14 protein-coding genes and 1 riboswitch are annotated in these 13,338 nt (G+C 70.8%); of the genes, 12 read left to right on the top strand and 2 right to left on the bottom strand.

What is annotated here, in order from left to right:
- The first annotated feature begins 8 nt into the window (after positions 1-8).
- The 9 genes from gcvH to IW248_RS09820 all read left to right on the top strand — a co-directional run bounded on the left by gcvH (position 9) and on the right by IW248_RS09820 (position 7,049).
- Entirely contained in the window at positions 9-389 is a 381-nt protein-coding gene (gene gcvH / locus IW248_RS09860) for a glycine cleavage system protein GcvH (protein WP_196926700.1), read from the top strand.
- A gap of 214 nt (positions 390-603) precedes the next feature.
- Positions 604-1,056 carry an oxoglutarate dehydrogenase inhibitor Odhl gene (gene odhI / locus IW248_RS09855; protein WP_007071101.1) on the top strand — a complete coding sequence of 151 codons (453 nt, stop codon included), beginning with the start codon at positions 604-606 and terminating at the stop codon, positions 1,054-1,056.
- A gap of 50 nt (positions 1,057-1,106) precedes the next feature.
- Positions 1,107-1,808, top strand: coding sequence for a transcriptional regulator FtsR (gene ftsR, locus IW248_RS09850; RefSeq protein WP_196926699.1), 702 nt, complete (start codon positions 1,107-1,109; stop codon positions 1,806-1,808).
- A gap of 185 nt (positions 1,809-1,993) precedes the next feature.
- On the top strand, positions 1,994-2,458 hold the full coding sequence (locus IW248_RS09845) for a bifunctional nuclease family protein (RefSeq protein WP_030327706.1): 465 nt from the start codon (positions 1,994-1,996) through the stop codon (positions 2,456-2,458).
- 159 nt (positions 2,459-2,617) lie between these two features.
- Positions 2,618-3,214, top strand: coding sequence for a MerR family transcriptional regulator (locus IW248_RS09840; RefSeq protein WP_124822148.1), 597 nt, complete (start codon positions 2,618-2,620; stop codon positions 3,212-3,214).
- A 258-nt stretch (positions 3,215-3,472) separates the two neighbouring features.
- On the top strand, positions 3,473-3,871 hold the full coding sequence (locus IW248_RS09835) for a group I truncated hemoglobin (protein WP_124822147.1): 399 nt from the start codon (positions 3,473-3,475) through the stop codon (positions 3,869-3,871).
- A 2-nt stretch (positions 3,872-3,873) separates the two neighbouring features.
- The gene (locus IW248_RS09830) at positions 3,874-5,055 is read left to right on the top strand and encodes a globin domain-containing protein (protein ID WP_196926698.1); all 1,182 of its coding nucleotides are present in this window, start codon (positions 3,874-3,876) and stop codon (positions 5,053-5,055) included.
- A gap of 220 nt (positions 5,056-5,275) precedes the next feature.
- Entirely contained in the window at positions 5,276-5,971 is a 696-nt protein-coding gene (locus IW248_RS09825) for a DivIVA domain-containing protein (RefSeq protein ID WP_124822145.1), read from the top strand.
- A gap of 211 nt (positions 5,972-6,182) precedes the next feature.
- Positions 6,183-7,049, top strand: a complete 867-nt coding sequence (locus IW248_RS09820; RefSeq protein ID WP_196926697.1) for an SAM-dependent methyltransferase — start codon at positions 6,183-6,185, stop codon at positions 7,047-7,049.
- A 26-nt stretch (positions 7,050-7,075) separates the two neighbouring features.
- Here the strand turns inward: IW248_RS09820 and IW248_RS09815 are convergent, their stop codons facing one another.
- Positions 7,076-7,354, bottom strand: coding sequence for a DUF1905 domain-containing protein (locus tag IW248_RS09815; protein WP_196926696.1), 279 nt, complete (start codon positions 7,352-7,354; stop codon positions 7,076-7,078).
- Positions 7,355-7,379: 25 nt separating this feature from the next.
- Entirely contained in the window at positions 7,380-8,036 is a 657-nt protein-coding gene (locus IW248_RS09810; protein ID WP_196926695.1) for an NAD(P)H-binding protein, read from the bottom strand.
- Between the two features lie 119 nt (positions 8,037-8,155).
- On the opposite strand from IW248_RS09810, the gene IW248_RS09805 reads away from it, so the two are divergent.
- From IW248_RS09805 to gcvP, 3 genes are all read left to right on the top strand, one after another.
- On the top strand, positions 8,156-9,223 hold the full coding sequence (locus IW248_RS09805; RefSeq protein WP_196930121.1) for a MerR family transcriptional regulator: 1,068 nt from the start codon (positions 8,156-8,158) through the stop codon (positions 9,221-9,223).
- 142 nt (positions 9,224-9,365) lie between these two features.
- Positions 9,366-10,208 carry an NAD-dependent protein deacetylase gene (locus IW248_RS09800; RefSeq protein WP_196926694.1) on the top strand — a complete coding sequence of 281 codons (843 nt, stop codon included), beginning with the start codon at positions 9,366-9,368 and terminating at the stop codon, positions 10,206-10,208.
- Positions 10,209-10,310: 102 nt separating this feature from the next.
- A riboswitch (glycine riboswitch) is annotated at positions 10,311-10,409 on the top strand.
- 73 nt (positions 10,410-10,482) lie between these two features.
- A complete protein-coding gene (gene gcvP, locus IW248_RS09795) occupies positions 10,483-13,305 on the top strand; it encodes an aminomethyl-transferring glycine dehydrogenase (protein WP_196926693.1) in 2,823 nt (940 codons plus the stop codon).
- Positions 13,306-13,338 lie beyond the last annotated feature (33 nt).

Genomic DNA, 13,338 nt, shown 5'->3' with positions numbered 1-13,338 from the left:
CGCGTCTGGTGATTCCCGAGGATCTGCGATACACCGCCGAGCATGAGTGGGTGGCGGGTGACGGCACGGCTTCTGTCCGGGTCGGCATCACCCACTTCGCGCAGGACGCGCTCGGTGACATCGTGTACGTGCAGTTGCCCGAGGCGGGTGCGGTGGTCGCGGCCGGTGACTCGTTGGGTGAGATCGAGTCGACCAAGAGTGTGTCGGAGATCTACGCGCCGGTGGCCGGTACGGTGGCGGCGCGCAACGACGCGTTGGGCGACACGCCTGAGCTGATCAACACTGATCCGTACGGTGAGGGTTGGTTGGTGGAGATCACGCCGAATGATCCGACTGCGACGGACGGGTTGCTGACGGCGGCCGCGTATCAGAAGATCACCGAAGGCTGAGTGTGCTTGATCCGGTGCGTGGGATGTCTGCGCGCGTCCGGTTGCCCTGCATTTCGGCGCTGGCTAGGCTCGCCCAGTCGACCGAGAACCCAATAGTTGAGCGTTGCGGAATTGCCTTCCCGGGCACGGGGAGCCAGCCGCCGGGTGTTCAAGTGCCCGGCGGCCAGACCCGCCATTACCCGACGCCGACCGAACAGATCCGTGAGGTGGTCCCATGACGCGGCCAGACGACGAGTTCCCCCCACTCGACGTCACTTCGACGCTCAATCTCGGTTCGCTCGACGAAGTGCTGGAGGGGCCGGATACCGATGTGGTGCCGAGCCGGATGTCCGGTTCGTTGCCGCCGGGTATGGCGCTGCTGGTGGTTCGTCGAGGCCCGAATGCGGGTGCCCGGTTCCTGTTGGACCACGATGTGACGACCAGTGGCCGGCACCCGGACAGTGACATCTTCCTGGATGACGTGACGGTGTCGCGTCGGCATGCGGAGTTCCACCGCGATGGTGGGACGTTCACGGTGCGGGACGTGGGCAGCCTGAATGGCACGTACGTCAATCGTGAGCGGGTTGAGGCGGCCACGTTGAGCAATGGTGACGAGGTCCAGATCGGTAAGTTCCGGGTGGTGTTCATCGCCGGTCCGCGCCCGGAGGAGGAGGCCGGCCGGGGGTGAACGAGCCTGCGGCCTCCATGTCACCCGGGGCGGCTCGGTCTGAGCCGCTGATGAGCATCGGTGAGGTGCTTGGGCAGTTGCGGGTGGATTTTCCGGACACCACGATTTCGAAGCTGCGGTTTCTTGAGGCCGAGGGTTTGGTCGAGCCGCAGCGGACGGCGGCGGGTTACCGGAAGTACAGCTGGGACGATGTGGCGCGGTTGCGGTTCGTGTTGACCGCGCAGCGGGACAAGTACCTGCCGTTGCGGGTGATCCGGGAGCAGTTGGCCGAGTGGGATTCGTCCGGTGAGCAGCCGGGGCGGTCGCGGCCGGCGTTGGTGGCGGTTGGTCCTGATGGTGCGGTGCCGGGTCGTGAGTTGGCGGAGCCGGCCGAGTCGTCGCAGGTGCGGCTCGGCCGGACGGATCTGGTGGCGCGCAGTGGGATCGACGAGTCGACGTTGGTGGAGTTGGAGCGGCTCGGTGTGCTGGTGTCGGATCCGCCGGGTTGGTATGACGCGGATGCTTTGATCATCGCGTCGGCGGTGGCGGGGTTGGCGTCGTACGGGTTGGAGCCGCGGCACCTGCGGGGTTATCGGACGGCGGCGGACCGGGAGGTCGGTTTGTTCGCGCAGTTGGTGGCGCCGTTGGCGCGGCAGAGTGATCCGGCGGCGCGGGCGCGGGCGGCGGAGACGGCGCGTGAGTTGGTGGCGTTGTCGGAGCAGCTGCACGCGGCGTTGGTGCGGGTGGGTTTGCGGTCGACGTTGGGTCGGTGAGGGTGCCCGGCGGGTGGCGGCTGAGCGGAAAGATCTCTTCGGGGAAGCGTGCCGTAGGCTTGCCGGGGTAACCCCTTTTCGGCGCGGGCGTGGTGCTGTAGCGCATGGGACGGCCGTGTTGCGGTCCGTGTACCGTGCAGGGAAGGGCGCGGTGCGGCGTAGGTGACAACGACACGGAGGCGGCGGTGCGCGAGCTGAGCGTGGTCGGAGTTCGGGTGGAGCTGCCCAGCAACCAGCCGATCGTCCTGCTCAGGGAGGTCGAGGGGGACCGCTATCTGCCGATCTGGATCGGCGCGGTCGAGGCGACGGCTATCGCTTATGAGCAGCAGGGGGTCAAGCCGGCCCGGCCGTTGACGCATGATCTTCTGCGGGACGTGTTGGCGGCGTTGAAGGCTCCCTTGCAGGCGGTGGAGATCACCGAGCTGAAGGAGAACGTCTTCTACGCGGATCTGTTGATCGGCGATGGGGTGCGGGTGTCGGCGCGGCCGAGCGATTCGATCGCGTTGGCGTTGCGTGTCGGTGCGCCGATTCGTTGTGCGGAGCAGGTCCTCAGCGAGGCGGGGATCGTTATCCCTGATGAGCAGGAGGACGAGGTGGAGAAGTTCCGCGAGTTCCTGGAGCAGGTGCGTCCGGAGGATTTCGCGGGCTGAGGTGTGCCCAGGCTCGGTTGGTGATCTTTCTCGGTGGCTGCGCGGCGTGTCGCGTCGGTTCCTCCGTGGTAACCCTTGGTGGTGGCGATAGGGTTTCCATGTCGAGGGGTGCGCGTCCCGGAAACGATGCGTCGCCACACTGACGGGGAGGTTGTCCGGATGCACGAGCCGCGGGATTCCGATCCGGGTGCAGAGTTCGACGAGTCGGGTGCCTCGTCGCCAGGTGTGGCGGCTGAGGGTGACGGTTCGGTTGGCTACCGGGGTGTGACGGCCTGCCACGCGGTGGGCATCAGTTACCGGCAGTTGGATTACTGGGCGCGGACGACGCTTGTGGTGCCGAGCGTTCGTGATGCCTCGGGTTCGGGGACGCAGCGGTTGTATTCGTTCCGGGACCTGGTGGTGTTGAAGGTCGTGAAGCGGTTGTTGGATGCGGGGGTGTCCCTGCAGAACATCCGTAAGGCGATCGAGGCGTTGCGGTCGCGTGGTGTGGAGGATCTGGCGGGGATCACGCTGATCTCTGATGGGACGACGGTGTATGAGTGCCGGTCTCCGGAGGAGGTGGTCGACCTGTTGCAGGGTGGCCAGGGGGTCTTCGGCATCGCGATCGGTGGTGCTTTCAAGGAGATCCAGGGGTCGTTGTCGCATCTGCCGGCGGAGCCGGCGATGAGCGGCCCGGTGGAGCCGGCGGTGGTGTCGGGGTCGGATCCGGTGGGTGACGAGTTGGCGGCGCGGCGGGCGCGGCGGCGCGCCGGCTGATCGTCCGAACTTTCGGATTTTTTTCGGTTGTTTTCTCGCGACCGTCGGTGACGGTGGCCGGGGTTTGTCGGCCGTCACGGTCCACTGTGGATACGGTGGGTGTCGCTTCGGTGGCCGATTGTGGAAGTACCCGTCGGTAGTGGTGACGCAACGTGTCGGCGTGTTGTCGGGAATCCGATAAGGGGTCGCTGACCGGAGGCGGTTGACACGCTATGGTCCCTCACGGTTCTGGACCCTTCATCCCCGGAAGGAACGACCGTGACGGTTACGGAAGAGACGGCGCCCGCTTCGCACTTCGACCGCATTGGCGGTGCCAGCTCGGTCAAGGCGGCCGTTGAGCTGTTCTACGACAAGGTGCTCGCGGACCCGGAGTTGGCGGACTACTTCGCCGATGTGGACATGGCGGGTCAGCGGCGGCACCTGGCGTTGATGTTGACCGTGGTGCTGGGTGGCCCGAACGAGTACACGGGTCGTGGGTTGGCCGAGGCGCACCAGCCGTTGAACATCACGGTGGAGCACTACGCGAAGGTGGGCGAGCACCTGACGGTGACGTTGACCGAGCTGGGGGTGCCGGCGGACATCCTGGCGGATGTGCAGACGGTGCTGGGGCAGGTGCAGGGCCAGGTGGTGGCTGCCGGGAACAGGTCGGGCGTCTGAGCGTGGACGCGGCTCGCCTCAAGCAGAGCTGGTCGGTGGTCGCCGGTCACGGCGACCAGGTGCCGCTCTACTTCTACTCGACGTTGTTCCTCTCTCATCCTGAGACGCGGCAGATGTTCCCGACGAACATGGCCGGTCAGCGGGATCGCCTCGTGACCGCGTTGGGTCACATCGTGTCCAATGTGGACCAGGTGGATCGGCTGGTGGGTTTCCTGCAGGATCTCGGCGCGGATCACCGCAAGTTCGCGGTCCGCGCGGAGCACTATCCGGCGGTCGGTGAGGCGCTGGTGGCGACGTTGCAGCATTTCCTCGCCGAGCAGTGGACCGACGAGTTGGCTGCGGACTGGACGGCCGCGTACGGGTTGGTCGCCCAGGTGATGATGGAGGCCGCGCAGGCCGCCGAGGCGGTCAATCCGCCGTGGTGGGTGGCGGAGATCGTGGCGCACGAGCGGCGGGCGTTCGACGTGGCGGTGTTGACGGTGCGCCCGCAGTACCTGTTGCCGTTCACCCCGGGTCAGTCGATCGGGGTGTCGCACCCGTCGGTGCGGTCGTGGCGGTACTACTCGCCGGCGAACGCGCCGCGGGCGGACGGCACGTTGGAGTTGCACGTGCGGGCCGCGCCGGGTGGCGCGGTGTCGTCGCGGCTGGTGTACGGGTCGGCGGTGGGGGATCGGGTCCACCTGGCGGCGCCGGTGGGGGACCGGCTGGGGTTGTGGTCGGCGGGCTCGAGTGACCTGTTGTTGTTGGTCGCGGGTACCGGCTGGGCGCCGGTGAAGGCGTTGGTGGAGCAGGTGGCCGCGGAGGGTTCCCGCCGGCGGGTGGACCTCTACGTGGGGGCCCGTTCCCGTAGCGAGTTCTACGACAGCGACGCGATGGACAAGTTGGCGTCGTCGTATCCGTGGTTGACGGTGACGTACGTGGTGGGTGCCGACGTGCACCGGCCAGGGGAGTTCGTGCAGGCGGTGGACCGGGCGTTGGCCGACGGTGACTGGCGTTCCCGGCACGTGTTCGTGTGTGGGTCGGACGAGATGGTGTCGTACGCGGTGCAGACGTTGGTTCAGGCGGGTTACCACGCGGGGCAGGTGCACCACGAGGGCCTGGGTGCGCAGTGGTACGGCCCGGCGTGGCGGACGGCGGTGCAGCAGTCGGCTGCGGGTGACACTTCGGGAGGTGGGCACAGGTGAGCGCGAGGAGTGAGCTTGCGAGCCCCGCAGTCGCGAACGAAGGGCGGGTCAGGTGAGCGCGAGGAGTGAGCTTGCGAGCCCCGCAGTCGCGAACGAAGGGCGGGTCAGGTGAGCGCGAGGAGTGAGCTTGCGAGCCCCGCAGTCGCGAACGAAGGGCGGGTCAGGTGAGCGCGAGGAGTGAGCTTGCGAGCCCCGCAGTCGCGAACGGGGGTCTGCACAGGTGAGTGCGACGCCGATCAGTCGGTATGACGGGGTGCAGATTTCCGGCGGTGTGCAGGTGCGGATGACCGCCGATCGGGTTCGGCGGTGGGAGTTCGGTGCCGCGTCGTTCGCCCGGCGCGGTTACGACAACGCTGACGTGGACCGCTTCCGGGTGCAGGTCGCTGACGAGTTGGACCTGTTGGCGACGCAGATCGCGACGTTGCGGGCGGAGAACGAGCGGCTGACCGACCGGGTGGAGTTGCACCGGCACGGGGTGATTCCGAGTACGGGGGCGGCGGCGAAGGTCCCGGCGGCGCGGGAGGTGAATCTGCTGTCGGCGGCGCAGCGGGAGGCGGAGCAGATCATCGCGCAGGCGCATGACTACGCGCGTCGGGTCGCCGAGTACGCCCGGGTGCAGTACGAGAGCTACCTGCACGCGGCGCAGGCGGAGGCGAAGCAGGAGGCGGAGCGGGCGGTGGCGGAGTATCGCAGCGCGGCCGGGCCGAGCTTCGACGACACGGTGGCGACCCGGGAGGCGTTGCGGATTTTCGGCGAGATGATGGTGTCGCACATGCAGGCGGCGGCGCGGCATCTCGATGACGGCAGTGAGCAGTTGGCGCGCACGATGGATCGGATCGCGGCGGAGACGCCGGGGGCGCCGTTCGTGGGTGGTGTGGTGGGGCAGTCGGCGTTGCCGCGGCACCAGCAGCGCTGAGTGGTCGCCGCAGTGGGGTTCGCTGTCGCGGACCCCACTCGGCGCGTTGGCGGCGGTGGCATAGTCGGAGGGGTCAGGTGGGGCTGACCTGCGCCCCGCCGCTGGGAGAGGCGCTGCCGTGGCTGTTTCACCGTCCCCGCCCGGCGGGTCACCGGACCCCCTCGCGGCGTTGGAGGCTTCGGCGTGGGCTCTGGCGGCCGCGGTGGGCACCATGAGTGACGCCCTGTCGGCCCCGCTCGCGGAGGTCCTCGCGGCGTCGCCGCACCGCAGCGCGGTGTTGGAGGCCGCTGGTCTGCTGTCCTGGGACGGTGGGGTGCCGGTCGCGCACCCGTCGCTGGTGCCACCCGATGGGCCGACCGGGCGCAGTGCCGTGCAGGCGCGGTTGAGTTCGCTGCGGCAGGCGGTCGCCGCGGCGGCGCAGGAGCCTTCTGCGCCGGGCGGGGCCGGTTGGGCGGCGCTGGACGACGAGGTGCTGCTGCATCAGGGTCGGGCGTCGGCGGCGACCGGCCGGGCGTTGGCGACGCGGGTGGTGCCCGAGTTGCCGGGGCTGGCGCGGCGTTTGGACTCGGCGGACGCCCGGGTGTTGGACGTTGGCACCGGTGTGGCGGGGTTGGCTGTCGCTGTGGCTCGCGCGTTGCCGCGGGTGTCGGTGGTGGGCATCGACGTGCTGCAGCGGGCGTTGGACCTCGCGGTCGGGGAGTTGGCCGAGGCGCGCGACGTCGCGGATCGGATCACGCTGCGCCTTCAGGATGTCGCGGAGGTGGCCGAGCCGGGCGGGTACGACCTGGTGTGGCTGCCGGCGCCGTTCCTGCCCCAGCAGACGTTGGCGGTCGCGTTGCCCCGGCTGGTGGGGGCGCTGCGCCCGGGTGGTTGGCTGGTGGCGGGCACGAACCCGCCGGCCGGGGATCCGTTGCGGGCGGCCGTCGACAGGTGGAACGCCGTGCGCAACGGCGGCAACGCCTTCGACGCGGACCGGATGGCGGAGGTGCTGGCGGGGGCGGGGTTGGGCGATGTCCGCCGTTTTTCGACAGTCCCCGGTGGGCCGGTGCTGGTCGCCGCGCACCGTCCGGGTGGCTGACGCCCGCCGTTGGCGGGTGCGGGTGGTCAGCTGAGCCGTTGTTCGAGGTGGAAGGTGACCTCGGCGCCGGCGGCGCTCTTGCCGATGGTCTTGCACAGGGCGGCGCGGATGGGCAGCCAGTGGGGGCCGGTACCGGAGGGCATGAGGGTGGCGCTGAACGGGTGCCCGTCGATGGTGCCGGTGACCTTGACGGCGCGTCGGGTGCCGAGCAGGTCCGCGGAGTCGGGCACCGTCACGTACGTGGCGAACGCGCCGTCTTTCTCGATGGGCGCGGTGAAGCGGTAGTCGAGTGGTTGCGGGTCCATGGCTCTCCTCGGCGCGGCGGGTCGGTCAGGTGGCGGTGGCGCGGATGGCGTCGGCGATCGGGGTGGGCCCGTCGACGAGTTCCAGGGTCGTGCCGGTGGTGCGTGGTTCGTCGAGCAGGCCGGCGAGGACGTGGGCGACGTCGGTGCGGCTGATGGCGCCACGGCCGGCGTGTGGGGTGAGGGTGACCCGCCCGGTGGGTGGGTCGTCGGTGAGCCGGCCGGGTCGCAGCACCGTCCAGGCCAGGTCGCGGCCGCGCAGGTCGTCCTCGGCGGCGCGTTTGGCGCGCAGGTACGCCGCCCACACGTCGTCGCTGCCGGGGGCGGGTGGTCGGTCCACGCCCATGGAGGAGACGAGCAGGTAGCGGTGCACGCCGGCGCGGGTGGCGGCGTCGGCGAGCAGCGCGGCGGCGGCCCGGTCGACGGTGTCCTTGCGGGCGACGCCGCTGCCGGGGCCGGCGCCGGCGGCGAAGATCACCGCGTCGGCGCCGTCGAGGTGCGCGGCCACCTGCGCGACCGGTGTGTGTTCCAGGTCGCAGACGACTCCGGTGGCGCCGGCGGCGCGGAGCGTCGCGGTCTGCTCGGGGTTGCGGATGAGGCCGACGGCCGTGTCGCCGCGCCCGGCGAGGTGACGTTGCAGCAGTAGGGCGATCTTGCCGTGGCCTCCGGCGATGACGACGCGCATGCGCCCAACCTACCGGCGTTGCGGGTGACAGCGGCGGCGCCGGCCTTGACCTTGACCTTCGGGTAACCCTGAGCCTGGTGGGCGCCGGTCGCCGTGGCCGGCACGAGGAGGATGTCGACGTGGGGCTGATGACCATCGGGGCGTTCGCCCGGGCGGCAAGGCTGACGCCGAAGGCGTTGCGCCTGTACGACCAGGTGGGGCTGCTGGTGCCGGCGGCTGTGGATCCGGAGTCCGGCTACCGGCTCTATGACCCGGCTCAACTGCCGATGGCCCGGCTGGTCGCCCAGTTGCGTCGGCTCGGCATGCCACTGGCGACGATCCGGGTCGTGTGTGACCTGGATCCGGCGGCGGCCGCCGAGGCGATCACCGCGTACTGGCGGCAGGTCAGCGCCGACGCCGCGGCTCGCGCCCGGCTCGCCACCCTCCTCGTGGACCACCTGTCTGAAGGAGGCGCCACCATGTCCGACCCGAATTCCGCAGTTGCCGTGCGCTGCGCCGCCGGTTGCGACACCGGGCTGGTACGCGACAGCAACGAGGACACCGCGTATGCCGGCGGGCGGTTGCTCGCGGTGGCCGACGGGATGCGGGGGTCCGGCGGGGCGGCTGCCAGCGCCGCCGCCGTCGACGCCCTGAAGCCGTTGGCGCTCACCGACGTACCGGCCGCCGACCTGCTGACGATGGTGGCCGGTGCGGTGAGCGACGCCGACCGCGCCGTACGGGGGTTGGCGAGCGACGCCGACCAGCCGGTCACCACCCTGACCGCGCTGCTGCTCAGCGGCGCCCAACTGGCGCTGGTGCACGTCGGTGACACCCGGGCGTACCTGCTGCGCGACGGTGAGTTGTCGCTGCTCACCCAGGATCACACCTGGGTGCAGGCCCAGGTTGATCAGGGCAGGCTCGACCGGGGCCAGGCGGCGACGCATCCCCAGCGCGCGGTGCTGGTGCGTGCCCTCGGTGGCGGTCGGCAGGTCGAGGCGGATCTGGCGCTGCGCACCGCGCAGCCCGGTGACCGGTACCTGCTGTGCTCCGACGGGTTGTCCGCGGTCGTCGACCGGGCCGACCTGCGGTCGGCGCTGGCCGCGCCCGCCGATCCCGAGGACACGGTGCGGGAGTTGATCGAGCTGGCGCGGGGCGAGGGGGCGCCGGACAACATCGCCTGCGTCGTCGCCGACGTCGTCGCGGCGTAAGACGCCGCCGGCCACCTAGGGCGTCAGCCGTCGCCGGCGACCTGCGGGCGTCAGCCGTCGCCGGCGACCTGCGCCGGGTGGGGCCACCCATCCGGCGCGGGGTTCGGCGTTGGCGGACGGGTTGAGGCAGCATGGAGAGGTGATGGAGAGTCTCGACGCGTTGACCTCGCTGGTGGCCGGCGGTGGGGTGGTGGTGCTCAGCGGCGCCGGCCTGTCCACCGAGTCGGGGATTCCGGACTACCGGGGGCCCAGCGGGGTGGCGCGGCGGCACACGCCGATGACCTTCCAGGCGTTCACCGGGGATCCCCTGGCCCGGCGGCGCTACTGGGCACGCAGCCACCTGGGGTGGCGGTTGATCGCTGGCGCCGCGCCCAACGCCGGGCACCGGGCGGTGGCCGAGCTGCAACACGCGGGTCTGGTCGACACGGTGATCACCCAGAACGTCGACGGTCTGCACGGCGCTGCCGGCAGCACGTCGGTGATCGAGTTGCACGGTCGCCTCGACGAGGTGACCTGCCTGGACTGCGGCAACCTGACCTCCCGGGAGGAGTTGGACCGGCGGCTGCGCGAGGCCAACCCGGACTTCGTGGCCCGCGTCGCCGCGGTCAACCCGGACGGTGATGTTGATCTCCCCGACGAGCAGGTGGCGGCGTTCCGGCCGGTGGACTGCGGGATCTGCGGCGCCGGGATGGTGAAACCGGACGTGGTGTTCTTCGGTGAGACGGTGCCGCCGCAGCGGGTGGCGCGGTGTTTCGCTGCCGTGGAGCAGGCCCGTTCGTTGCTGGTGCTCGGGTCGTCGTTGACGGTGATGTCGGGGCGCCGTTTCGTGATCCGGGCTGCGAAACGGGGCATCCCGGTCGCGATCGTCAACCAGGGGCCGACCCGTGGTGACGGCCACGCCACTGTGTGCGTCGACGCGCCGTTGGGTGCGGTGTTGCCGCAACTGGCCGCGCGGGTCGGCGCCGGGGCGCCGCTCAACGTGTGACGGCGCGGCCCCGGGTGGGGTGCCGCCCGGGTGTGACCGCGGGCCCCCGGGGGTAGGACATCAGCCGGAAACACCAACGCTGGTAGCGTTGACCACGCCGGTAACACCCACGTGGGAGAGACCGCCCGACAGCACGCAGGGCGGCGCCGAAGGGGCAAATCCTCCCCGGAACCTCTCAGGCAAAAGGACCTCGTGGGCAGGCACTGTGGAGTGCCCCTGTGGGTGCGACAGAGGGGGAGGCCGACACGTCGACCTCGCCCCGGGAGTGCCCCCTATGACCGTAGAGCAGTTCGCCACCCGTCACATCGGTCCCGGCCCCGACGATGAGCGTCGGATGCTGGACGTCGTCGGGCACGACTCGATCGACGAGCTGATGGACGCCGCGATCCCCGAGGTGATCCGCTGGCACGGCACCCTCGACCTGCCCGACCCGGCCACCGAGGCCGAGACGATCGCCGAGCTGCGGGCGATCGCGGCGCGTAACACCGTCGCCGTCTCCATGATCGGGTTGGGGTACCACGGCACGCACACCCCGGCGGTGATCCGCCGCAACGTGCTGGAGGACCCGGCCTGGTACACGGCGTACACGCCGTACCAGCCGGAGATCAGCCAGGGCCGCCTGGAGGCGCTGCTGAACTTCCAGACCATGGTCACCGACCTGACCGGGTTGGCCACCGCGAACGCCTCCATGCTCGACGAGGGCACCGCGGCGGCGGAGGCGATGACCCTGGCGCGGCGGGCCTCCAAGAGCAAGAGCGGCGTGTACGTCGTCGACGCCGACGCCCTGCCGCAGACCATCGCGGTGATCACCAGCCGGGCCGAGCCGCTCGGCATCGACGTGCGGGTCCTCGACGTGCAGCGCGACGAGTTGCCGGCGGAGTTCTTCGGCCTGCACCTGCAGTACCCGGGGGCGTCCGGGGCGGTGCGCGACCACGCGAGCCTCGTCGAGGCGGCGCACGCCGTCGGCGCCCTGGTCACCGTCGCGGCGGACCTGCTGGCGTTGACGCTGCTGCGCGCACCGGGGGAGATCGGCGCGGACATCGCCGCCGGCACCACCCAGCGTTTCGGCGTACCGATGGGCTTCGGTGGGCCGCACGCCGGTTACCTGGCGGTGCGCTCGGGCCTGGAGCGGATGCTGCCCGGGCGTCTCGTCGGGGTGTCGCGCGACGCGGACGGCAACCCGGCGTACCGGTTGGCGTTGCAGACCCGTGAGCAGCACATCCGGCGGGAGAAGGCGACGAGCAACATCTGCACCGCGCAGGTGCTGCTCGCGGTGATGGCCGGCATGTACGCCGTCTACCACGGCCCGGACGGGCTGCGGGACATCGCGACGCGTACCCATCGGATGGCGGCGCGGCTCGCGGCCGGGTTGCGCGCCGGTGGGGTGGACGTCGCGGACGTCGCGTTCTTCGACACCGTCACCGCGACAGTGCCGGGCGCGGCGGCGCGGGTCGTCGCGGCGGCCGCGCAGCGGGGCGTGAACCTGCGGCTGGTCGACGCCGACCGGGTCGGGGTGTCCTGCGACGAGACGACGACCGACGCGCACCTGCGGGAGGTGTGGGCGGCGTTCGGGGTGCCCGCGTTCGACGGCGACGTGGACGCGGCCCTGCCGGTCGACCTGATGCGCGGCAGCGACTTCCTCACCCACCCGGTGTTCCGCAGCCACCACTCCGAGACGGCGATGCTGCGCTACCTGCGGCGGCTGTCGGACTTCGACTACGCCCTGGACCGGGGCATGATCCCGCTCGGGTCGTGCACGATGAAGCTGAACGCGACCACCGAGATGGAGCCGGTCAGCTGGGCGGAGTTCGCGAACATCCACCCGTTCGCGCCGGACACACAGACCGTCGGGTACCGGGAGCTGATCGGTCAGCTGGAGTCGTGGCTGGCCGAGGTGACCGGCTACGACGCGGTGAGCGTGCAGCCCAACGCCGGTTCGCAGGGTGAGCTGGCCGGGTTGTTGGCAATCCGCTCCTACCACGCGTCGCGGGGTGATACGCACCGCGACGTGTGCCTGATCCCGTCGTCGGCGCACGGCACGAACGCGGCGTCGGCGGTGATGGCCGGCATGCGGGTCGTGGTGGTGGCCTGCGACGACGACGGCAACGTCGACCTCGTCGACCTGGACGCGAAGATCGAGAAGCACCGGGACGCCCTCGCCGCGATCATGGTGACCTACCCGTCGACGCACGGCGTGTACGAGACGGGCATCGCGTCGCTGTGCGCGAAGGTCCACGACGCCGGCGGGCAGGTGTACGTCGACGGGGCGAACCTCAACGCCCTGGTCGGGTTCGCGAAGCCCGGCAAGTTCGGCGCTGACGTGTCGCACCTGAACCTGCACAAGACGTTCTGCATCCCGCACGGCGGCGGTGGCCCCGGTGTCGGCCCGGTGGCGGCCCGCGCGCACCTGGCGCCGTTCCTGCCCGGTGACCCGCTGGGCGCGCACGTGGACGCCACGCCGGCGATCTCGGCGGCGAAGTACGGGTCGGCGGGCATCCTGCCGATCCCGTGGGCGTACCTGCGGATGATGGGCGCCGAGGGGCTGACCCGGGCGACCGGGGTGGCGGTCCTCGCGGCGAACTACGTGGCGGCGCGGCTGCGCGGGCACTTCCCGGTGCTGTACGCCGGCAACAAGGGCCTGGTGGCGCACGAGTGCATCCTCGACCTGCGGCCGTTGACGAAGGCGACCGGGGTGAGCGTCGACGACGTGGCGAAGCGGCTGATCGACTACGGCTTCCACGCGCCCACGATGTCGTTCCCGGTGGCGGGGACGCTGATGGTGGAGCCGACCGAGAGCGAGGACCTGGCCGAGCTGGACCGGTTCTGCGACGCGATGATCGCGATCCGCGCGGAGATCGAGCAGGTGGGTTCCGGGGCCTGGCCGGCGGGGGACAACCCCCTGGCCAACGCGCCGCACACCGCGGCGATGGTCAGCGGTGACGAGTGGTCGCACGCGTACCCGCGGTCGGTGGGCGCGTACCCGGCCGGGGTGGACCGGGCCGGGAAGTACTGGCCGCCGGTGCGGCGCATCGACGGCGCGTACGGCGACCGGAACCTGGTCTGCTCGTGCCCGTCGCCGGAGGCGTTCGAGGACTGACAACGCCGGAGGCGTTCGAGGACTGACGACGGC

Origin of the sequence: Micromonospora ureilytica (assembly GCF_015751765.1) — a bacterium.
Taxonomy (GTDB): Bacteria; Actinomycetota; Actinomycetes; order Mycobacteriales; family Micromonosporaceae; genus Micromonospora; species Micromonospora ureilytica.
Note: the sequence above shows the minus strand (reverse complement) of the source record. Positions and strands in the feature narration are given on the sequence as shown.

Coding starts and splice junctions, on each gene's coding strand:
- odhI (WP_007071101.1), top strand. CDS start 604: ATGACGCGGCCAGACGACGAGTTCCCCCCACTCGACGTCACTTCGACG.
- ftsR (WP_196926699.1), top strand. CDS start 1,107: ATGAGCATCGGTGAGGTGCTTGGGCAGTTGCGGGTGGATTTTCCGGAC.
- IW248_RS09840 (WP_124822148.1), top strand. CDS start 2,618: ATGCACGAGCCGCGGGATTCCGATCCGGGTGCAGAGTTCGACGAGTCG.
- IW248_RS09820 (WP_196926697.1), top strand. CDS start 6,183: ATGAGTGACGCCCTGTCGGCCCCGCTCGCGGAGGTCCTCGCGGCGTCG.
- IW248_RS09815 (WP_196926696.1), bottom strand. CDS start 7,354: ATGGACCCGCAACCACTCGACTACCGCTTCACCGCGCCCATCGAGAAA.
- IW248_RS09810 (WP_196926695.1), bottom strand. CDS start 8,036: ATGCGCGTCGTCATCGCCGGAGGCCACGGCAAGATCGCCCTACTGCTG.
- IW248_RS09800 (WP_196926694.1), top strand. CDS start 9,366: ATGGAGAGTCTCGACGCGTTGACCTCGCTGGTGGCCGGCGGTGGGGTG.
- gcvP (WP_196926693.1), top strand. CDS start 10,483: ATGACCGTAGAGCAGTTCGCCACCCGTCACATCGGTCCCGGCCCCGAC.